The sequence below is a fragment of the Pelagicoccus enzymogenes genome (genome assembly GCF_014803405.1).
GTDB classification, from domain to species: domain Bacteria; phylum Verrucomicrobiota; class Verrucomicrobiia; order Opitutales; family Opitutaceae; genus Pelagicoccus; species Pelagicoccus enzymogenes.
In genome coordinates, this window is the sequence record NZ_JACYFG010000006.1 from 572,995 (window position 1) to 594,561 (window position 21,567).

Annotated in this window: 18 protein-coding genes; 12 read left to right on the forward strand and 6 right to left on the reverse strand. The window is 56.1% G+C overall.

Annotated elements, in window-relative coordinates; all coding sequences use genetic code 11:
• The first annotated feature begins 130 nt into the window (after positions 1-130).
• Positions 131-970 (forward strand): class I SAM-dependent methyltransferase, encoded by an 840-nt coding sequence (locus tag IEN85_RS04825; RefSeq protein ID WP_191615931.1) that lies wholly within the window; start codon positions 131-133, stop codon positions 968-970.
• 102 nt (positions 971-1,072) lie between these two features.
• Positions 1,073-2,107, forward strand: a complete 1,035-nt coding sequence (locus IEN85_RS04830; RefSeq protein WP_191615932.1) for a PLP-dependent aminotransferase family protein — start codon at positions 1,073-1,075, stop codon at positions 2,105-2,107.
• Between the two features lie 140 nt (positions 2,108-2,247).
• On the opposite strand, the gene IEN85_RS04835 is transcribed toward IEN85_RS04830, so the two are convergent.
• Together IEN85_RS04835 and IEN85_RS04840 are read right to left on the reverse strand one after the other, a co-directional pair.
• A complete protein-coding gene (locus tag IEN85_RS04835; RefSeq protein ID WP_224772447.1) occupies positions 2,248-3,072 on the reverse strand; it encodes a CHRD domain-containing protein in 825 nt (274 codons plus the stop codon).
• Between the two features lie 310 nt (positions 3,073-3,382).
• A complete protein-coding gene (locus IEN85_RS04840; RefSeq protein ID WP_191615934.1) occupies positions 3,383-4,792 on the reverse strand; it encodes a WD40/YVTN/BNR-like repeat-containing protein in 1,410 nt (469 codons plus the stop codon).
• 232 nt (positions 4,793-5,024) lie between these two features.
• Between IEN85_RS04840 and IEN85_RS04845 the strand changes: the two genes are divergently transcribed.
• From IEN85_RS04845 to IEN85_RS04865, 5 genes are all read left to right on the forward strand, one after another.
• Complete coding sequence (locus IEN85_RS04845; protein WP_191615935.1) at positions 5,025-5,714, forward strand: HD domain-containing protein; 690 nt, start codon at positions 5,025-5,027, stop codon at positions 5,712-5,714.
• A gap of 140 nt (positions 5,715-5,854) precedes the next feature.
• Positions 5,855-6,850: an acetylxylan esterase gene (locus IEN85_RS04850; RefSeq protein WP_191615936.1), complete on the forward strand. Its 996-nt coding sequence runs from the start codon at positions 5,855-5,857 to the stop codon at positions 6,848-6,850.
• Between the two features lie 13 nt (positions 6,851-6,863).
• Positions 6,864-7,625, forward strand: a complete 762-nt coding sequence (locus tag IEN85_RS04855) for an esterase family protein (protein WP_191615937.1) — start codon at positions 6,864-6,866, stop codon at positions 7,623-7,625.
• A 175-nt stretch (positions 7,626-7,800) separates the two neighbouring features.
• A complete protein-coding gene (locus tag IEN85_RS04860; RefSeq protein WP_191615938.1) occupies positions 7,801-9,366 on the forward strand; it encodes an agmatine deiminase family protein in 1,566 nt (521 codons plus the stop codon).
• Positions 9,363-10,949, forward strand: coding sequence for an agmatine deiminase family protein (locus IEN85_RS04865; protein WP_191615939.1), 1,587 nt, complete (start codon positions 9,363-9,365; stop codon positions 10,947-10,949). Before IEN85_RS04860 ends, IEN85_RS04865 begins: the two co-directional genes overlap by 4 nt.
• A 111-nt stretch (positions 10,950-11,060) precedes the next feature.
• On the opposite strand, the gene IEN85_RS04870 is transcribed toward IEN85_RS04865, so the two are convergent.
• On the reverse strand, positions 11,061-12,086 hold the full coding sequence (locus tag IEN85_RS04870; protein ID WP_191615940.1) for a nitric oxide synthase oxygenase: 1,026 nt from the start codon (positions 12,084-12,086) through the stop codon (positions 11,061-11,063).
• 249 nt (positions 12,087-12,335) lie between these two features.
• On the opposite strand from IEN85_RS04870, the gene IEN85_RS04875 reads away from it, so the two are divergent.
• The gene (locus tag IEN85_RS04875; protein WP_191615941.1) at positions 12,336-13,982 is read left to right on the forward strand and encodes a hypothetical protein; all 1,647 of its coding nucleotides are present in this window, start codon (positions 12,336-12,338) and stop codon (positions 13,980-13,982) included.
• 255 nt (positions 13,983-14,237) lie between these two features.
• Here the strand turns inward: IEN85_RS04875 and IEN85_RS04880 are convergent, their stop codons facing one another.
• Positions 14,238-15,359, reverse strand: a complete 1,122-nt coding sequence (locus IEN85_RS04880) for a PQQ-dependent sugar dehydrogenase (protein ID WP_191615942.1) — start codon at positions 15,357-15,359, stop codon at positions 14,238-14,240.
• A 346-nt stretch (positions 15,360-15,705) separates the two neighbouring features.
• Here IEN85_RS04880 and IEN85_RS04885 point away from each other — a divergent pair, with 346 nt between their 5' ends.
• A complete protein-coding gene (locus IEN85_RS04885) occupies positions 15,706-17,844 on the forward strand; it encodes a beta-N-acetylhexosaminidase family protein (protein WP_191615943.1) in 2,139 nt (712 codons plus the stop codon).
• Positions 17,845-17,872: 28 nt separating this feature from the next.
• Here IEN85_RS04885 and IEN85_RS04890 read toward each other — a convergent pair whose 3' ends face one another.
• Together IEN85_RS04890 and IEN85_RS04895 are read right to left on the reverse strand one after the other, a co-directional pair.
• Positions 17,873-18,580, reverse strand: coding sequence for a hypothetical protein (locus tag IEN85_RS04890; protein ID WP_191615944.1), 708 nt, complete (start codon positions 18,578-18,580; stop codon positions 17,873-17,875).
• Entirely contained in the window at positions 18,567-18,944 is a 378-nt protein-coding gene (locus tag IEN85_RS04895) for a hypothetical protein (protein WP_191615945.1), read from the reverse strand. The genes IEN85_RS04890 and IEN85_RS04895 overlap by 14 nt, the downstream gene beginning before the upstream one ends.
• 423 nt (positions 18,945-19,367) lie before the next feature.
• Here IEN85_RS04895 and IEN85_RS04900 point away from each other — a divergent pair, with 423 nt between their 5' ends.
• The 3 genes from IEN85_RS04900 (at position 19,368) to IEN85_RS04910 (ending at position 21,530) form a co-directional block, all read left to right on the forward strand.
• A complete protein-coding gene (locus IEN85_RS04900; RefSeq protein WP_191615946.1) occupies positions 19,368-20,777 on the forward strand; it encodes an arylsulfatase in 1,410 nt (469 codons plus the stop codon).
• Between the two features lie 64 nt (positions 20,778-20,841).
• Entirely contained in the window at positions 20,842-21,117 is a 276-nt protein-coding gene (locus IEN85_RS04905) for a hypothetical protein (RefSeq protein WP_191615947.1), read from the forward strand.
• 113 nt (positions 21,118-21,230) lie between these two features.
• Positions 21,231-21,530 carry a hypothetical protein gene (locus tag IEN85_RS04910; RefSeq protein ID WP_191615948.1) on the forward strand — a complete coding sequence of 100 codons (300 nt, stop codon included), beginning with the start codon at positions 21,231-21,233 and terminating at the stop codon, positions 21,528-21,530.
• The last annotated feature ends 37 nt before the right edge of the window (positions 21,531-21,567 follow it).

Here is a 21,567-nt window from a genome sequence, read left to right on the forward strand (position 1 = left end):
CTCATGGTCGGACTTGCTTGAATCATTCCAACTCGCTTCTCCGCCCATCGAAAATCGCGTACGCCTTTCGCCTCACACAGCGAACAGGCCCAGACTGCCACACCGGATTCTCCGGGCAACGCTAGCTACCATGGATTCACTCAACGACGTTCGCAAGTCATGGGACTGCTTCGCCGAGGAGCGTCCCTACTGGGCGGTACTCACGACAAGCGATTGGACCGAAAAGGACCCTTTCTACAAGAGTGGCCAAAACGACGTCGACGAGATCCTCCGTGAAGCGAAGTCCTGCGGAATCGAGATCTCCCAAGGCAAGGCCATCGACTTCGGCTGCGGATTAGGCCGCTTGACGTATCCACTCTGCGGCTACTTCGACGAAGTTCTCGCCCTCGACATTTCTGCAAGGATGATCGAACGGGCCAAACACCATGAAAAGTGCCCAAAGAACGCCGTTTTCCAAGTTCTTCAAACGTCCGACCTCAAGCTCGTCTCCTCGAACTCTTACGACTTCATCCTCAGCCTGATCGTCCTTCAACACATGCCGAAACGATTCATGAAAGCGTATATCCAAGAGTTCGCACGCGTTTGCAAACCGGGCGGGACCATCGTATTCCAAGTTCCCGTCCACCGGGACAAGATCGAGACGCCTAAGGACACGCTGTGGAAGGACAAGCCCCTGCTCTCAGGCAATCCGCGCCTCCCAAGACTCTGCTACCGATGCATCTTCCGATCCGCTCGATGGACGATACGAACCATCCGACGGAAACTCTGGAGCAACGAAATCAAATACCGCCTGGAATGCGCCTGGATGCGAATGACGGGAAAGACGATCATGCAAATGAACACTCTCTCCCACAAAGAGATCAACAGGCTTCTAAAAAGCTGCTCCTGCGAGGCCGTGCACAAGAGGCAGGATGAAAGAGGCGGCGACGGATACACGAGCTACCTTTATTTCATAACAAAAAAATCCTAAGACAGGCAGCCACTAATTCCATTTGCCGACGCCAAATGGATGACTGGCATAAAACCTGTTGAGTCCCCGAGACTACTTAGCTGCTCACAACCGCAAATCGCCATGCAACCGATCGAAATCTCCACCTTTCCCGGCAGGACTCTGGAAACTGACAACAAACAGTGGCTGTATTGCGGCGGCACCGCTTACCTTGGACTGCAATCGGATCCCTCCTTTCAGCAAATACTCATCGAAAACATCCAACGTTACGGAACTTCCTACGGGGCTTCCAGAAATTCCAACGTTCGCTTCTCCGTCTACGAAGAGGCCGAAGCTGAACTCGCGCGCTGGGCCGGCTCAGCCGACGCTCTCACCATGTCGTCCGGCTACTTGGCCGCCCAACTCGTATGCCAGAACCTGCAAGGGCTTGGATGCAACCTCCATCATTTACCCGGGTCCCACCCAGCTCTCAGCACAGCCCCCAACGAACGGAATCCTGTAAGTATCCAGGAATTAGTTACAGCTATTACAGAATCTCCCAACCCAGCACTCCTACTGGATAGTATCGACTTTCACGGGCAGCACTATCCCCACTTCGAAAAACTTCGCTCCCTTCCCCTCGAAGATTTAACACTAGTCGTGGACGACTCCCATGGCATAGGTGCCGTTGGGCCGGAAGGAAGCGGTTCCTACGCGAAACTTAGTGAGCTTGGAGTCAAGGAGCTTATCGTCTGCGCTTCGCTCAATAAAGCGCTTGCCTTGCAAGCTGGCGGTATTTTCGGCTCAAAGGAACGTATCGCTCAACTCCGTAGCACCGCCTTCTTCACTGGTGCCTCTCCGACTTCGCCAGCAGTAGTGGCAACCTTCCTTTCAAGCCGCTCGCTCTATCTTGATCGATACGCTAAACTGAAAGAAAACCTGTCTCTATTCCTAAGCCTCAACAAAGATGTTCCTTATTTTGAATACAACTCAGGACATCCAGCCTTTTCGCTTAACAATCCGGATCTCGCCAACCACTTGGAAGCGAACAACATCCTCATCACTCGCTTCCAGTATCCGACTGAAAAAGCGAAGAACCTAGCTCGAATCGTTCTCACCGCTTCTCACACAACTCAAGACATAGAGAAGCTCTCACAAGCGATTCAGTCCTTTGTTTGAAGGCGAGCCGAAATTGCGGATGAAGATCCGCCCTCATCTTCATCGGCAAAAAGCAAGCCCCTGCCCGAAAACGGACAGGGACTCGAAGAACGAGCGTGTCCTCGATGTTAACAATACGGGCGTGCGAGGCACAAACGTATTCAGTCTACCACTTCAAGCTGACCTCTTACTTCGCCACTCGGAATCACGTTCGAGTGGAAATTCACGTAGGCACCTCCCGTGATCAGGAGCGCTGGATCACCTCCGTAAGCCAGATCCTCGAATTCGCCTTCCAAGTCGTCGCCGACGCGAGTGTAGGCGGACTCGTTACCGATGCCAACGACCACCGGACCGTTAACTCCGAATGGAGCCTGGTGGATGTGGGAACCCACCAGATCATTGGAAAATCCTAATAAGGTGATGGAAAGATCGATGGTATTCGATCGCGGGTAGTAAGTAGCCAAAACGACACCCGTCGCGGGGGATCCATTGGGTGGCACTTCCTGCAGGCCATCGGCAACAGCCATCAACTCGATAGGCCCCGGGTAAAGCTGCCCCCGCACTTCCCCGCCCGGAAATGCTGCTGTATGGAAGTTTAAATACGCGCCTCCCGAGAGCAGCATCGCCACGTCGCCCGTGTAAGTCCCTCGTTTCACCTTGAGCTTCAAATTGTTTTTGCCTCGGGTATAGCTGGACTCCCCTCCTAGATTGAATCTTACGGGACCATTCGTGCCCGCATAGGCCTGGTGGATATGGGAAGCGAGCAAAGGTTCATCAAACTTGTGCAGTGTGACAATGAGGTCGAAGGTGTTGTCCTCCGTGTTGAACTGCATGGTCGCTCTGCCAATGGAGTCCGACGCGTTGGAGGGCACTTCCTGACTGCCATTAATGTCCGCATGCAACTGGACAATGCGGCCAAACGATAAGGTTGAGAGTATTGCTAAGAAGCCAAGGACTAAGAGACGGATTAAATATGACGTTTTCATAAGGATATAACTTCAGGGGTTTGTACCGACTGGGCTCGATTCAAGCCCGGACCCAATCAGGGGCTAAGGCCCGCAGTGCCAGCCAAAAATCAAACTGCTGCGCGGCCACTTCTTTATTGCCACAACCTACCACACAATGCGTCACTCCGCCGCGTGCCGGATCATATATTTCGTTAGGATTTTGAGATGACGAAGCTTTATCGTACAAGTCCCTCCCCTTGCTTCGCCGTATACCTAGCAATAAGCAACTAGGTTCAATACTTCAGCTAATCGAGGAGGATAATATAAACATCCCTCAGCGTCCTTCTATTCAATCGCCGTACCGAATCCCTAATTTTAAAAAGCGAGGCTCCAATCCTGATTTGACGATAAATTCGAGGCGCCACAGATCGGCGGAGAACTCCTGTGCCGATACCATCTCCAGCCAGTCCGATTCGCTGGTCCAATAGTTTTGTTCAGGATGATAGACCAAGGCCCCACCCGCCTGTAGCGATAGGTCATCGGAGGCATAGACGCGAAAGGACAGCTGGGGGTCGCTTGACCGGCAGACCATCGACAAACCGAAACTTCCATATTCTAATTTCGGATACACTCCCAGTTCAGATCGGCTCTCTGCGGAAAACGCCTGCGAGCCCGTGGCATACTCGAACAAATTCGCAACTCGGTCGCGATCGGGATCCGCGGTTTGTTCGAGAAGGGCCGCCTCCCCATCCGTGACCTGTTGACGGATCCATACCGCATAGCCATCGAGGTACTGCTGGGAAACGCGAATGGCTTTGCCCTCTCCCACTACGATGGCCCGACCTCCAGCCAAAACGAGATCATTTACTTGGTCTGAAGAACTGGCCAAGTGACGTTGCCAGGCCAATCCATCATCCGAGTAAAAATCCCACGAAATCGTCTCGAGAGGGCTCAACCTCTCAGTGCCAGAGGCGAAATAACGCTCTCCATCGAAAGACGCCCCTCGCACAGCCGTATCTTTGAAAGCGAACCCACTCTCCCATGTCTGGCCCGCGTCTTTTGAAATGAAGACCGAGCTCCCTGACAGGATAAAAACGCCCCTTTCGTAAGCCACAGAATGAACAATCCCTGCCTCGGGCAAGGAACGCTCGCTCCATGTCTTCCCACCATCCTGAGAAAGCAAAACGGCATTGGCGTAATTGATCGCCACAAAAACGCCGTTTCCGAAAGCGATTCTTTTGAAGTACCCGAGAGCCCCCAGTTGAGAGGACTCCCAATCGCCCCCGACTTCGCGTCGTGCCACTGCTCCTTCATCTCCGACCGCAACCCAAACGCCGTCTCCAAAAGCGACATCGTTATAGCTACGGGTCTCAGCAGTCAAATTGACGAGTTCCCACTCCTCCAGATTCGTGGAGAATGCCAAGGCTCCCACCGCTCGCCCCAGTTCGTCGCTCCATTTGGAAGCTGTCACGCAGTAGCCATCGTATCCTTTCTCGATAGTGCGATAAGCCGCCTGTATATCGATAAGCTTCGATTCCCAATCGAGTCCGTCAGCTGAGAGCATAAGCTCACCCCGCCCGGAAATCGCTAGGAAGCGACCATCAACGTAGTCAATATCCCATACACCTAAGCTTGGATCGAGATCCACAGACTCCCACGGCGTCAGCTCGTCAACGAAGGCTCCTTGGCCTCGGCTAGTATTGTGGCAGCAAAGAATTGAAAAAACGAATACGATCGAGGGCAGCAAGTGAGGCTTCATGCTAGGATGGAACGGGGAATCGGCATCCACGCAGAGAGCTGCGCTCGGGTCAAAATCGAATTGCCTTCGGCCACGCATAAAAAAACGCAAACAGGCAGCGGTATATTTGAAGCGAGCCATGGAACCAAAACCACAAGGAAGGAACGCCAAGCCCGTTCGATCCGCTGAGGGCTAGCTGGTCCGTTCCGCAGGAAACGCTTTCCCTTAAGTTTGGCGTCGAACTTTCACCCTAATGCCTCAAGGCTTTACGCTCCTTTTCACCCATCGAGACCTCCCCGTGCAGCCCACACCTACAGTCACAGTCGCTTGGAAACGGTTCAGCGCAGCCCTTTCGCTGGATTCCGCGATGGCTGCCCCACTGCTCGCGCGGCTTTCCCGCGCCTACCAGACCGGTGACAGACACTACCATACCCTGGAGCACGTCATCGACTGCTTGAGTACGCTATCAAGCTACCCAAGCCCGCCCAGCCCCCTAAGCATCGAGCTTGCTCTCTGGTACCACGATGCCATCTACGATCCCAATCGCAGCGACAACGAAGCTCAAAGCGCCTTGTTCATGGAAAGCGAATTCGCAGCCGCTGAACTCGATCCGCAGATTCTGGGACAGGCAAAAGCCCTTGTGCTCGCCACTTCCCATAAAGAAACGGCCTCAAATGAAGCGGAAGCGATCATCGCCGACGTCGATATGGCAATCCTAGCGACCCCACCCGCTCGCTACCTGCAGTACACTCAACAGATCCGGAAGGAGTATTCATGTTTCGACGACGCATCCTATCGGGTCGGTCGAAGCACGTTCCTGAAAACGTTTCTTTCCCAATCCCAAATATTCCAAACCGCCCACTACCGGGATATGTTCGAAAACCGAGCTCGCATCAACATGGGCGAGGAACTTAAACGCCTAAAAGCCAAGGACTCAGACTGAGCCCTCCTCCCTTCTCAGGCCACAGAAGGCTCCGTTTCGTTTTCGTGACGAAGCCCCTTACTTCTTGCTTCCTTTGAGCATCCAGCGCTCTTGGTCTGGATATTGCTCCGACGCGAAACCCGTTTCCTCACAAACGAACCATGACCCGTATCCTAATCGACCAACTAGAAATCAATCACGGCTATCCTTTCGATCCAACATATGGATACAGCCTAGAGGCGCTTCTGTCGGTCGAGACTCCTCCCGAACCCGAGGATTTCGAGGCTTTCTGGAGAAACCGATACGCCTTCGCCCTCCAACAGGACCCCGAACCCAAACTCACACTCTCCCACTCCGACCACCCACGGTGGAAAGTATACGACCTGCGATTCACCTCGACCCACTCCTTTACCCTTGGCGGCTGGGTTATCGTTCCGCAAAACGGAGAAGTAAAGCAGGGCATCGTCGCGGGACATGGCTACGGAGGACGCGAAGGGCCGGACCTGACGCTCCCCTTTGAAAACACTGCCATCCTATTTCCCTGCTGCCGCGGGATAAGCCGCTCCCAAAGCGACCGCATACCAGCGGAACCGAACCGTCACGTCATCCACGGTATCGATAATCGGGATACATACGTGATCGGCGGTTGCGTGGACGACCACTGGCTCGCCGTTTCCGCCCTGCTGCAACTGTTCCCCGAAGTAGCTGGCAAGATTGGCTGGCTGGGAGTCAGCTTTTCCGGAGGGATCAACATGCTAGCGGCCCCCTGGGACGAGCGCGTCTCCCGTTCCCACAACAACGTTCCCACTTTCGGCAACCAAGCCTTGCGTCTCACCTTGCCCAGCGTGGGGAGCGCCTCTGGCGTGGCCGACTACGAAAGGCGGCATCCCGGGCAAACCCAACCCGTCTTGAGGTACTTCGACGCTGCCAGCGCCGCCAAGCGCCTGCGTCATCCCTGCCATTTGGCTTGCGCCCGCTTCGACCCCGCCGTGGCTCCCCCTGGACAATTCGCAATCTACAACGCCTTGCCGACCGACACGCGCCAGCTTTTCGTTCTGTCTGCCGGACACCACGACTACGCCAGCCAAAGCGAAGAAAACACCCAACTGTTGCGCGAACTTCGCGCCTTCTTTTCACAAGGCGAAACCCATCTATGATAACATCTACCCCGTGAATAGAGAGTACCATAAATGGTGGAGTCCGCGCCTTCAGCGGCAAATGGAGTTGATCGTGCACGGACACGCCGGAGATCGCGTACTCGTCTTTCCCACTCGAGGCGGACGCTTCTACGAATACGAAAACCTCGGCATCGCCAATTCTGTCCGACCCCGCATCGAAGCCGGGGAGCTCCAACTCTACTGCGTGGACAGCATCGACCAAGAAAGCTTCTATTGCTGGTGGGCTCACCCTGCCGGCCGTATCCAGCGACACTTGCAATACGAGCAGTACATCATGGAGGAGGTCTTTCCTCTGATGGACCTCAAGAATCCCGCAGGACGAACCATCTCCCATGGCTGCAGCCTCGGAGCTTTCCACGCAACGAACATCGCTTTTCGCCACCCCCAGCGCTTCCAAAAGCTCGTCGCCTTTTCCGGACGCTACGACTTGACCGCTTCCGTAGAATGCTTCCACGACCTCTTCGACGGCTTCTACAACGACGACATCTACTTTAATACCCCCTCCCACTTCCTGCCGGGTCTCAACTGCGCTAGACGTATCCATTTTCTGAGACAGATGGAAATGGTGTTCACCATTGGCGAAGAAGATCCCTTTCGCGAAAACAACGAATCCTTCAGCCAAATCCTCTGGGACAAAGGCCTCTGGCACGACTTCCGGTACTGGCACGGTCGCGCTCACCGCGGACGCTATTGGCGTCAAATGGCCCCCGAACTCCTCGCCCCCTTACCCCGCAACAAGCGAGCGAGCGCTTGATAAAAGCGATCAACAAAGCGCCCCCTGCGCCTTGCTCACCGGGCCGTACGCGTTGAGCGGGTCTGCGACCATTCCAGCGACGCTCCTTTTCGACTTTCTAAAAATCTAGCGTTGCAGCGCGACTGATTTGCAAGATGGATCGTTTTCTGGCGTGGGCTCTATGCCCCGCATTTCTATGGGAAGGATCACAACTTTTGTCCGGATACTTTGCGTCGGAGCGGCAACGATGTCGGCGGTGCCGAGCCATGCTCTCCCTTCGGCCCCGGAAGCGTCAAGCCCGAGCACACCACCCTTCGACGAATCGCTTATCTGGCAAACGGTGGAAGCTGCACCCGTCGGCTTCTTCAGCGCCATGACTTTGCCCACCCGCCCCGTTCCCTTGGATCGCGCGGTCACCGACAGTCAGGAAGCCGCAGCGATTCTGCTCAACTTATCGATTCAGGAGTGCTTGTCCGACCCCGAGCTGCTGCTCTGCTACAAAAACCTGATTTCCACCCTCGCTCCATATGTGCCAGTTCTGCTCGGCTACGACGACTCGGAGACTCGCGATCTGGAGCGAGCCCGTATCGCACTCGGTATCGATGAAACGAGCTCGATTGGCGACTCGGTAGCGTTCGTAGAATCGCGCAGCAAATCGTATTGGATTCGCGACTACGGTCCAATCTTCGCCATCGGAAAAGACGGCAAGCTCATCGTCGTGGATCCCATCTTTGGAAACTGGGAGCAAGAGTTTCGCAGCTTTGCCGAAGACGACGAGTACGCTCAAGCCACCACGGACTACGTGGTATTCAAAAAGCGCGATCGAAAGAGCGACCTAACGCCACTCGTTCTGACCTCATACTTTCGCAGGGAAATGGGCATTCGCAGCGAAACGTCGCGCCCGCCCCTGCTTCTCCTCGGAGGCAACTACCTACCAAACGGCAGCGACCTCGCTCTTGTATCCGAAGATACAATACTTGCGAATGGCGGACTTCGAAACCGTACAGAACAGGTTATAAGGGCCTACCTCGGATCCCAACAAATCGTATTCCTAGAGAGTGTTCCTCATCCACTGGAAAGCCGCTTGGACTCACAGGTTTCCTTTCTGGACGCGAGGACCGTACTCGTCGCTTCCCCTCCTGCAAGCAGCCCCCAGTCCAGCTCAGCTGCAAAGTTTCTCACCCGACAACTGGGCGAAGTGTACCGCGCAAACTTAAATGCCCTCGGCAACGGCTCCTTGGGAATCGAAATCAGGTCCATTCCATCACTGCCCCTGCGAGAGGCCACCCTGGAAGAGGCCCTACAGGCCATCCGCGAATCGGTGAAGCAAAGCCTCAATGCTTCCGCAGACACGAACGAACAAACAGTCCAGCAACTCGAAAAATTGGCTGGCAAGCCGATCGACCTCGACTCTCTCGAGGGATTGGCAACGGCAACCGCCCTCGTGCTGCAGCGAAACTTGGAGCCCTTGGTGGAGGAGTTCCGTATCGATTCGATGTACCAACGAACCTTTACCAACGGACTCTGCCTCAATCTCGGCGCGGGAAGGCTCCTGCAGCTTTTGCCACGCTACACCGCCGCACCTGGAGAACGAGGCGCAGCCATCCAAGAGATTGAAAAGCGCGTTGAGGCTGAGTACCTCAACACGGCTCCACACTGCGAAATCGTCTGGATAGAGGCAGACGCCCTGGCGTCTCGCGGCGGAAGCTTGCGACGGGCCGCCATGATCGTTCCCAAAGTCCAAATTTCGAATACAGAATGAGGAGCAACAAAGCTAAGATTATACTGCAAGCCATCGGGGTCGCCATGTCCACCACACTCCTAGCCGCGGGAGTAGACTCGGAAGCAGATAAGCTGATCATTCGGACGTTGGGAACCGGACAAAGCGACTTCTTCAACCGTCAAACCATTCCCACAGCTCCCCTTCCAGTAAGCCGACCTGTGGCGGAATGGGAGCCCGCAGCATTCGTTTGGATCAATCTCTCCCTCGGCCGAAGCCTGCAGGAGCCGGAGGTCCTTGCCTTCTATCAAGCGATCGCAGGTGCCGTCTCCGAATTTGTCCCGGTTGTCATTGGCTGCGACTTCGACGAGCTCAAATACTGGTCCCGCTTCGAAAGGGAGTTCTTCAAGGAGGGTAAATTTTTCGGAAGACGTGATCATATCCATTTCGTAGATACGAAGTGCGATTCCAACTGGAATCGAGACTATGGCCCCAGCTTCGCCCGAGGCATGAACGGCGAGCTCGTTTTCATCGACTCCATGTATCGAGAGGGGCAGGCCGAAAGAGAAGCGTTCGGCGACAAGCGAAGCGAACTCCTTTCCCAAGCCCCTTCCCAAACAAAGGAGCTGTTCCAAGCTTTTCGCAGAAACGCTCGCCGTGCGGAGCTCGCCCCCTTGGCCCTCGCCCGTCACTGTCGTAGCCGCTTAGGCATGGCAGTGGACCTGACACGGCCCGCCCTCGTGTTACACGGTGGCGACTACTTGTCGGACGGTCGCCGCGCCTTCCTTTCCGAAGATACTTTGATGAACAACGGCGGTCGCGAATCCGCCTTGCAGTCGCTTTTCCAACACTACTTCGCCGTGGATGAACTGCATGTGCTCGAAGCCCTGCCCGGGAGAGCGGTCAAGCACATGGACTTGTCTTGGAAATTGCTGTCAGCTGACACGGCAGTCATCGCCGAAGCGCCGCGAAAAGCTAACAATAGCGGCCGCTACGCCTCCAACCTACGGACCAAGGCCGAAAGAGCGCTCAGCAGAAACAAACACTACCTGCAAACTCACTGTCCAGACATCGAACTTTTAGATGTCCCCATGCCTCCCCTTCTCCACGACCAACGAGAGGAGGTTATCCTGAACATTTGGATACACGTTATTCGAGGCGCTTGCCGAGAGGTGAAGGTTCCCTTTGACAACTACTGGTATGTCGAAAAGCCAGGCCCCGACTACCCTGAGACCAAGGCTCGCGTCGAAGGACGCTTGACTGAGATACTGGGGAGAGAACCCAACTTCGGCGACGAAGGGGACCTCAACCTCTTGTCGATCCACTACCTTGGCGAGAGCGTGGAAACATCGATCCAGACTCACGTTGAAAGTTCGACGGTCTACCGCAGCTACACGAACTCCGTGATCGTCAACGCAGGCGAGAAGGGGATTCTCCTGCTGCTTCCTCGCTACCGAGCCAGTAAGGGCGAGCATCAAGAGGACTACCAAAAGATGGAAATCGCGGTCGAAACCGCCTACCGAAAGGCCTACCCTGAAGCCAGCATCCGCTGGATCGATTCGGACTTCATGGCCAGACTAGGCGGAGCTTTGCATTGCGCCAGCATCACCGTCCCTCTTCCATAGACCGAGAGAACGCACTCCTACGCCGATTCTCGTCGAGGAAGGAGGCGAATCGCTCCGCGGAAATCGCTTCAGCCCGAGCTGCGGGGCAAAGCGGTCGGCCGCAAACGAGCCTTAGTGAAACGGACAACGAGAAGCACTCCTTCCGACGGGAGACAGTTCACGCTTCCAAGCCGGCTTCTGGTACTTGAACGCGGGCTCGGGGTGCGTCTTGTCGTAACCACGGAAATACAAGTCCATGGTTGAACCCGCCATAGGAGGGACCAGCCATGACCAGTCTCCCACGACGCTTCGCCCTTGACGCTCCTCTTTTTCCACGAACTTGGAAAACTGCTGGGCAGCCGAATGGTGGTCGACCAGAGACACGCCCGCTTCCTTGAAGGAGAATTGGACCGCGGAGCACAGCTCAACCAGGGCCCGATCCTTCCAGAAAGAAGCGCGATCGCGGGTGGAAAGGCCCATATTTTCCGCGATGCGCGGGAGCATGTTGTAGCGCCCCTCGTCACCGAAATTCCGCACCGCAATTTCCGTCACCATGTAATGACCGCTGAAGGGAGCTGCAGAGAACTTGTAGTCCCCGAAGACCAAGGCCATGTCCGAAATAGCCGGCAAGGCATGCCAACGCAAACCGAGCCGCTCGAACCACTCGAAATGCGGATGGCGTATCCTAACTTCCATGACATGCTTCCGGGGAATCTCAAACAGCTTCACACCTAGGTGCGGCAGCTCGATCGCCAGCGGCAAAATATCGAAAGGACTCGGCTGGGCCGGAGGCGTCCAGCCCAAGGCCCGCAGCTGTTCGGTGAACTCCAGCTGAGCTGGATCGCCCAAAACCGTGCCGTTCGCCAGGCGATACCCCGCGTAACGTATCAATTGCTTATTCCAAATACGAATGCCGCGCCGCCCACGGGCCACCGGCTCGAAGACGGTAATCGCCGAACGAATTCGCCCGCCGTTCGTGGAGAAGTCCAAATGCTGCAAGCAGGCCTCGAATACTTCGTCGTGCCCTGTCGCGCCACGCGCATCCAACAACTCCAGGCTGTCCCACAGCGCCCGGCCGATGCAACGCGCGTTGTTCCGCCACGCCTCGCGGGCCTGCTCCCGTATCTGCTCTGCCTCAAGGAATCGATCACTCTTCATCTCAACTCTCCGTCCCTAGCGAAAACAGGACGGGGCGTTCGCCCATGGCAAAGGAAAAATCGACGAACCCTCCCAAAAAATGCCTTTCGTTTTTCGCGAATAACTCTTCGCGCTCCTGAAGTATTTCGGAGCGACGCCTCGCTTTACGAAACAAACTCGGAACGCGTGCCATGGATGCAGCCTTGCTCTAATCCATTCGGCGCAAAAGCTACTCCCAACCTGCCTGCCCCCCTGAAAGCATCTCGCCTCATGAACTGGACCGCACCTTTCTCTACCCTTCTCGCCCTCATTGCCACGGCCCACGCCCTTGGCAGCTCCACCGTCACGATCGTCAGCTCCGCGGACCCCACCCAAGTGATCGAAGAGGAGAACGGCAGCCTCTTGCTCACGGTTTCGCAGGACGATAAAAAGGCCTTCGCCAAAGCGGGGCAGATCAGCTACGAAAACTTCGGGGCAGCCGGCGACGGAGTCACGGACGACGCGGTCGCGATCGCCGCCACCCACGCCTACGCCAACCAGCATCAGCTTAAGGTTAGAGCCAAGGACAACGCGACCTACTACATCGGCGGCGAGGAACGAACCGCTTATATCCAAACCGATACGGACTTCGGAAACGCCTCCTTCATCATCGACGACACCGCTGTCGAAAAACGGGACGCCCCCGTCTTCGTAGTCAGTTCCCAACAAAAGTCCTTCAAGCTCGAGGGCCTTACCTCCCTCAAGCGGAACCAGAAACGGATCAACGTTCCGCTCCCTGGCCCCTGCCTTGTCACGGTTACCGACTCCAATACCAAGCGCTACATCCGATACGGCCTGAACCAAAACAACGGAGCCTCCCAAACCGATATCTTCGTGGTCGACAAAAACGGCAAGCTCGACCCCATGGCCCCCATCGTCTGGGACTTTGAAGAAATCACCGACTGCACCGCACTGCCGATCGACGAAACAACCCTTACCATCAGCGGCGGCACGTTCACCACCATCGCCAACCAAGCCGAGTCGAAGTACACCTACTACAGCCGCAACCTCGCCATCCGACGCTCAAACGTCGTGGTCGACGGCTTGGAACATCGCGTCACCGGCGAGGGCGATCAAGGCGCCCCCTACGGCGGATTTATCAACATTCGCGACAGCGCTTACGTCACCGTCAAAAATGCCCTCCTCACCGGGCGCAAGAAATACATCACCATCGGCAACGCCGGCAAACCGGTCCCCATGGGAAGCTACGACATCATCGTCAACCGCTCCCTCAACGTATCGTTCGTAAATTGCAGCCAAACCAACGACATTCACGACCGCGACTACTGGGGCATCATGGGATCCAACTTCTCCAAGAACCTCCTCTACGATCGCTGCACCCTCTCCCGATTCGACGCTCACATGGGAGTCGCCAACGCCACCATCCGCAACTCCACCCTCGGGCACATGGGCATCAACGCCATCGGCACCGGCACCCTTACTCTCGAAAACTCCATCGTCTACGGCCCCCACCTCGTGAACTTGCGCCAAGACTACGGCAGCACTTGGCAAGGCCGCATCCTGGTCCGCGACTGCCGCTTCGTTCCCTCGAGCGGCCGGTCCGTCAGCGCTAGCCTCATCGGCGGACGCAACTCCACCCAGCACGACTTCGGCTACACCTGCTACCTGCCCGAAGAGATAGTCATCGAGAACCTGCACATCGACGACTCCAACCACCCTGAGAATTACGAGGGTCCCGCCATCTTCGCAAACTTCACTCCAGAGATGACCGACTCCAGCTATCAGGAAAGCTATCCCTACGTTCGCCCCAAGCGCGTCTTGCTGCGGGACGTCACCACCGCCAGCGGCCAGAGCCTGCGCGTCAGCGATAATCCCTTTCCCTTCCGAAAAGTGAAAGTCGACACTCGCAAGCGCTAGACAGCCTTAGTGACTGTTCAATTAGTCGAGTATACGGGTTGGAAATTGGTCCAGACCGCGTCGTGCTGATAAAAGGGTTTCCACTGCGGTCTGCAGCAAGCTGCAACACTACTCAGATGAGGCAAGTATGTATTGGTGGACTGTCTCTTAGAGAACGGCAAAAAATCGAGAGCAAGAGTCCCGAGCACCTTCCCTAACGCGATCCGGCGCACTGAGAAGCGACCGCTCACGACGCTTCGCCGATCAAGTGACGGCTCAAAGCGGAAGGATCTTGAAGATCCCCCTACCTTCCACCGACACGTAAACGAATCCGTCCGGAGCTTGCCTCACGTCCCGCAAGCGACCGATTCCCTCAAGCACCTTCTCGCGCGCCACCACCTCGCCATCTCGCAAAACCAGTCTCTCGAGATAAGCAAACTTCAGAGAACCCACCAACAAGCAGTCCTTCCATTCTGGATACTTGTCTGAGGTGACAAAAGCCATTCCGCTCGGAGCGATAGAGGGAGTCCAATGAAACAGCGGCGGCTCCATGCCTGGCGCCTCTTTTCGATCCGTGATCTCGGTTCCGCTGTAGTTGATTCCGTAGGTTACAAGCGGCCAGCCGTAGTTTTTACCCGCGGCGACTATATTGATTTCGTCGCCTCCGCGCGGACCATGCTCGTGTATCCAGATTTTGCCGGTCTCCGGGTGCCTCACCATTCCCTGCGGGTTTCGGTGCCCATAACTATAGATCGCCTGCTTCACGCCATCTTTCCCCACGAAGGGATTGTCCGCGGGAATTCGCCCGTCGTCGTGTAGACGATAGATCTTGCCACCGTCCCTCGCGAGATCCTGGGGATTCTGATCGCGAGCCCCTCGATCACCGATCGAGAAATAAAGAAACCCGGAAGAGTCAAAGGCGATCCGCGAACCGAAGTGCCGACCGGATTCAGTGTTGGGACTTCCTTTGTAGAGCTGCTCTCCGTCGACTAAACGGTCTCCTTGCAACCGGGCCCGCATGATGGCCGTATTGCCTCCCGCACCATTGCCTTCTGGCGACACGTAACTAAGGTAGATCCAACCGTTGCTCTCGTATTCAGGATGCAATACAACATCCATCAAACCACCTTGACCGATCACCACGGTTTCCGGCAAGCCCGGCACTTGGGTTCGCTCGCCGTCGCGGATGAGCAGCAACTCGCCCCCCTTCTCCGTGACTAGCATCGACCCATCGGGCAGGAACGCCATGCCCCATGGCTGACCGATACCTTCCGCCACCGCCTCCGTCCGGTGAACCGCGCCCTCGGGAGCGCGAGCAGTTATCTCAGTCTCGACCTGGCGAGCACATCCTGTCGCGCAGGTTAAAATCGTTACGCAAATAAGGGGCAATTGTCTCATAGTCTGCATTCCTTCTTTCATCATTCAAAGGGGTGAGGACCTAACCTCCCTAGTCCTAACGCAGATGGCTGCGAAACAATGGCAAACGTTTCAGGAATCGTCGTCGCAGTCGTCTACCTCCGCCCCCTTCCTCCCCCCTCTCCGTGCATCCGCAGCTCGCATTGCGGACGCCATCTCCAATAGCTCCCTCGTTTTAGGAACCGCACACCGAGGGACTTCATTCTTTAAAACGAGCAAACCGGCCGGGACGCTGGTCCTGAATTTACTCGCGAATGTCTATCGCCAATGAGAGGCTCCTTGAGCTCCATCCCCGCGCCAGCTGCGCCAATCGCTTACCCTTTCTGAAATGCGCAAACCCTACCTTGAGCTCCTATTCTGCCTGATCTTCGCAAGCCATGCCTTCGCCGAAAAGGTTTACCTTCTGCACGACGCGGACAGCCCGCAAGCAAGCTACGCTGCGGGCAAACTAGCCAATGCCCTCGCAGAACTGAACCATGTTGTCCTTGAGCAGCGCGGTGGTTACGAGCGACTCGTCAGCCTCGGCCTCAACAGCGAACGCCTAGGCCCTGAGAGCTTCCAAATCATACCTGAAGGAAAGGTCATCACCGTCCTCGCTGGCGACGACCGCGGACTCATCTACGGCGCTTACTCCTTGATCGAGCAACTTCGCAACGGCACGTCGCTCGCCGCCATCCCCCCATCCGAAGAGAAGCCCAATCTCGAATTTCGCGGCATCAAGTACAACCTTCCATGGGAAACCTACCGCCCCAGCTCCGCCCTCGACCAACACTACGAAACCGCACGCGACCCGAAATACTGGGCAGCCTTCCTGGACATGATGGTCGAAAATCGCTTCAACGTGATCAGCCTTTGGAACATGAACCCCTTCACCTACATGGTGAAACCTAAGAATTTTCCAGAGGCCAGCCCGTGGACGGAAGAGCAACAAGCCGAATGGGAAGCGCTTTATCGCCAGATCTTCCGCATGGCTAAGGAGCGAGGCCTCGACACCTACATCGTGCAGTGGAGCATCTTCACCAGCGAGGAGTTCTCCAAGGCTCACGGCATCGCCGAGCGCAATTTCTACCCCCACTACTACGTGCCAGGCGATACCTCCGAGCTTTTACGGCGCTACCTCCGCGAGAGCGTTACCCAAATTTTGAATACATACCCCGACCTCGACGGCATTGGGATCTCTCACGGCGAAGGCATGGCCGGAATGACTCCCCTGGAGCGGCAAAAGTGGATGGATGACGTCATGATCGCGGGCATGCTTGACGCGGACCGCAAGGTGAAGCTGATCCACCGCGTCCCCTTCTCCTCCGGCACATCCTCAGACCCCGGAGTCAGCAAGGATGTAGAGCAAGTCACGCGCGAAGCCATGGAGAACCTCCAAGATCGTTTCGATGGCCCTATCTGGGTGGAGATGAAGTTCAATTGGTCGCACGCCCACTCCACTCCCAAACTCGTCAAGGTGCACGGCGGCAAACTGGGCGACACCTATTTCGAACCGCTCCCCGAGAACTACAAAATCACCTGGCAAGCCCGCAACGAAGACTTCTTCTGCCTCCGTTGGGGAGTCCCCAGCTTCATTCGCGAGCACATTGCTCTCAACGGCAAGGCGAGCTACGTGGGCGGCTACTTCATCGGCTCCGAGACTTACATCCCCGCCCTCGACTACTTCACCGTCAGCAACCAAACGGTGGACTGGGACTACGCATTCGAACGTCAATGGCTCTTCTACAAACTCTGGGGCCGACTGCTCTACGATCCCGAAACACCGGATTCAGTTTTCCAAGACGCCTTCACCTATCGCTACGGCGACAAGGCCAAGAATCTTCTCAACGCCTACTCGCTCGCCTCGTCCACCCAGCTTCGCCTCGCCTCCCTGTACGATTCCCGCTGGGACTTCACCCTCTACAGCGAAGGCTTTCTCGCCCTACAAGGCGAGGTCACGAAATACATCGGCATCGACCATCTGATCAGCCACCCCACCATGGATCCCGCCTACGTATCCATTTCCGAATACGTCGAAACCCTCCAAAGCGGCGGCTCCTTCTCCGTCGACCGCATCACTCCGCTCCGGCTCGCCGCCGATCTAGAGCGGGACAACCGAGAAGCCCTCGAGCTCGTCAGCAAAATCGATACCTCAGACAACGCTTCACTCATGTACGAAGTAGCCGACGTCAAAGCGTGGGCTCATCTCGGATTGCACCTCGCCGCGAAACTACGCGGCGGAGTGGCTTTGCAAACCTACCGCGAAACAGGCGAACAAGCCCAGCAACGAGCTGCCATCCAGCACCTCGAAAGCGCGCTCGGCGAGTGGGATCGCCTTATCGAGGTCACGCGCCCCATTTACCGGGACATGCGGCTCACCCACTACAACCATAACTCTTTCGACGCCAACTCCGACAACCTATTCCATTGGGCCCTCATCCGCGATGAAGTCGCCCAAGATGTGGACCTTGCCCGCGCGGCTCGTTGATCGATGGCAACAATCGGATCGGGCGGGCTTAACGCTCGAAAAACCGATCCTTCAAGAAACGCTTGGACTTTTCGACCGCGCGGTTCATGGCCTCGGTCAGATTGGGAAAATCGGGCTCCTGGTTCCACTCTCCCACTACAGGATCCTTGATCGTCCCTTCCAAAATTCCGGTATCCCACAATATTTTGTTCTTCTCGGTATCGACCATGATTCCCTGGACCATGGCATAGCCCTGCGGCTGAGAGGTTGGGATGAAACCATAATAAGTCCGGCTCGCACCGAAGCTGACCAAGCGCAAAACAATGATCTCATCGGCATCAGACGCTACTGCAAGCCCGCTTAAATCGTATTCGAATTGCCCCGACTGCTTGCCCTTCAACTTTGGCTGATCCTTCAAACTAAATGCGTCCTCGTAAACGATCGGTTGAAATCCCGCAGCAGTCAGCTCCGCTTCAAAGATCGATACGATTTCGCGGAACGCATCCGCATCCTGCTGCTTCAAGTGCTTCGCCTCGCTGGTAGCCATGGCGCTGTTGATCGCCACGTCCAGGAGGCCTTGGGATCCTTCCTTGGCATATATACCGTGCTCCGGCAGCTCGTCCAAAACGATGAGCACGCGATCGCTCGTCTGCTCCCAAAACGTGGATGGCACTGCCACAGGGCCGCTCACGCAGCCGCTTAATAACAATGCGGCGCCCAATGTGGCAACCGCGCTCCAAAAGCTAGTTTTCTTCATCTGGAATGATTTCGATTTGATCAACAAACGCCTGCGGCAAGGGCTTACCTCGCCTAAAGTTACCCGTTCCTCCTACTTGCATCATGCCAACACCGTAAACGTAGAACGGCGTCGCTTCAGAGTCCTGCAAATAGAGGTAAGCCGCCCGAGGGCTTTCTTTGGTGATATAAACGCCCCCTCTACCCCCTCCTCGAAAAACAGATTCAACGCGCATGGTCGATGGAGCATCGAAATAGTAGCCCCCCTCATCCGAATAGGTGCAACGGTAGGTCCCTCGGTGCAGAACCGTCACCTTGTCTCCCGAGCGATTACGGCTGTATTCAAAATCGTCCTTCAACTCGAACAGGAGTTGCTCCTCGTTCAATTGGTACTTGCTTGTCGTCGCGCAGGACGAAAGCAGAAGCGCTGCAAACAGACAGCAACACAAAGCTGACAACGAGTTTCGTCGCTTTGGCCTACAGAGGTTCCGATTAAAATTTGTGGGATCCATGTCAGCGAGTCTCTCGCTCGCCGACGCTGGGATTGGGGAATGGAGCATCTTTGGGTAGATTTGAGTAGGTAATCGTCTAAGCGCTACGACCCATGAAACAGCAAGCTATTTTCAAAGATTCAGAGAGCCCGGAAATGCAGGCACCCAGGAATCAACTCGAAAGACCGAAAAAGCTAGCCCTCCCCGGAGTGAAGGATTCGACGCGAGCCCTTCCATCAACCGAACCATCTTTACAAAAACTGACGTTCAGAACGTGTCGCAGAAGACATCACTAGCGACCTGCGCTATGCTTCGCTTATGTCTACCCCCAACATACCCTCGTCACCCAGACATCTTAACCTGTCACTCATCGCGCTTGTAATCCTTTTCATCTCTTCGGCCGCCGCGGAGCCCGCCAAACCCAACATCGTCTTTATCCTGGCCGACGACCTTGGCTATGGCGACCTACCGCTCTACGGGCAGGAAAAAGTGGATACGCCACACATCGACACCCTCGCAGCGGAAGGCATGCGCTTCACCGACTTTTATGCGGGAGCCACCATCTGCTCTCCCTCCCGCAGCGTGCTCATGACCGGCCTTCACACCGGCCACACTCGCATCCGCGGCAACATGGCGCCCCAAGGCGGAATCGTCGGATACAAGGGTGAACGAGAAGTGCGGCGAGCCAACTTGCTGGAGTCGGACACCACCATCGGGCACGTCCTCGGTGACGCTGGCTATCGGACGGCCGTCATCGGCAAATGGCACCTCGACGGCTTCAATCCGGAAGCCGGACCGCTCGATCGCGGCTTCCACGAATTTTACGGCTGGATGGTCAGCGAACCCGGAACCTACGCTTCCACCTACTTCCCTCCCAAGCGTTTCTCCAATCGCAAGCTGCTTTCCATCCCCGCAAACCAAGACGGAGCCGAAGGCTACTACCATCCCGACATGTGCCTCGACGAAGCCAAGGCCTTCATCGAAAAAAAACGAACGCAGCCGTTCTACCTGCATATCGGATTAAACCTCCCGCACAGTCCCTATCGTACGAACGACTTCGGGCCCTACGCCGAGAAGGATTGGCCCGAGGCTTTCAAGCACTATGCCGCGATGATCCACTGGACCGACCAGTTCGTCGGCGCCCTCCTGCAGCACCTCAAGCAAACAGGCCTCGACGACAACACCATCGTCTTCTTCACCTCCGACAATGGGCCTCGCTCCGAGCCCAGAGAACTGCAAACCGCCATTGTTGACTTCTTCGATTCGAATGGTCCGCTGCGCGGCTACAAACGCGACCTGAGCGAGGGCGGCATCCGCGTCCCCTTGATCGTTCGTTGGCCAGGCAAGATCGAAGCAGGTTCCGCGTCTCAAGTTCCTGGATACTTTGCCGACGTGATGCCGACGCTCGCCGAACTCGCCGGTACCTCACCTTCCGCAAACACCGACGGGCTTAGCCTCGTTCCAACATTCTTAGGAGAAGAAACACAAGCCCACGACCGCTTCCTCTACTGGGAAGACTTCGAAGGTCCTTTCGAGCAAGCGGTTCGCTGGAAGAACTGGAAAGCTATCATTCCCGAGAACCGTCCATTCGAGCTTTACGACCTTTCCAAAGACATACACGAAGACCACAACTTGGCAGGATCACGCCCTGAGATCGTTGCCGCCATTCGCGCCTACCTCAAGACAGCCCGAACCGAGTCGGAGAATTGGCCTCTCTCCCCCAAATGAGGGACGCCTTCCCACGAATCGCTCCTCGCGCTCGTATCCACCTTTAAATACCTTATTGCCTAAAATGAAGAAACTGAGACCTCTCCTGCTACTCGCTTTCGCATACGCTGCGAACGCTTCCAACCCAATCATCACCGACGTCTTTACCGCAGATCCTGCCACCATTGAATTCAAAGGCCAATGGTACTTCCTCTACCACAATGGCGGTATCCAACATCCGAACACGGGCGACAGCTACCGTCGCGCCGTTTGCATCGACTATCTCTATCACAATCCCGACGGCACCCTCCGCCGCGTGGTGCAAACAAGCGAAGGCGTAAGCGTTCCGCCACAGACCTAGCCAGGTCGCCACAATTGTGGGAGCGTGCTCGCGACGGGCATAGCTCAAAATATGAGCGACAACTGTTGTCACGCGATTATAACCGAGGACACAAAGGTATCGGCACCCTTTAGATGAACAAAATCGCCTACCTTTCCTACCCTGCTGGCACGGAGGTCTTCCCCGGCTACCGCGAAGACGACGACCGAAGCGTGCTCGTGATCGCCACTGCGTCACAGAAGTTCGGATACAGCGATTGGCAGATCCAAAAGGTAATCGACAAGGACTTCGATGGAGAACCCCTCATCGACACCGCTCGCCTGCTCAAGGACGGCATCCTATCCGTCTACATCCAAGAGCACGGCCCTTATCCCGACGGCCCCGCCCTCGCCACCCCACTGCACGTCTACGACTTCCAGACGGGGAGGCGCTGAACAAGAGACACTCCCTCGGGCCAGAAGACCGGGAAGG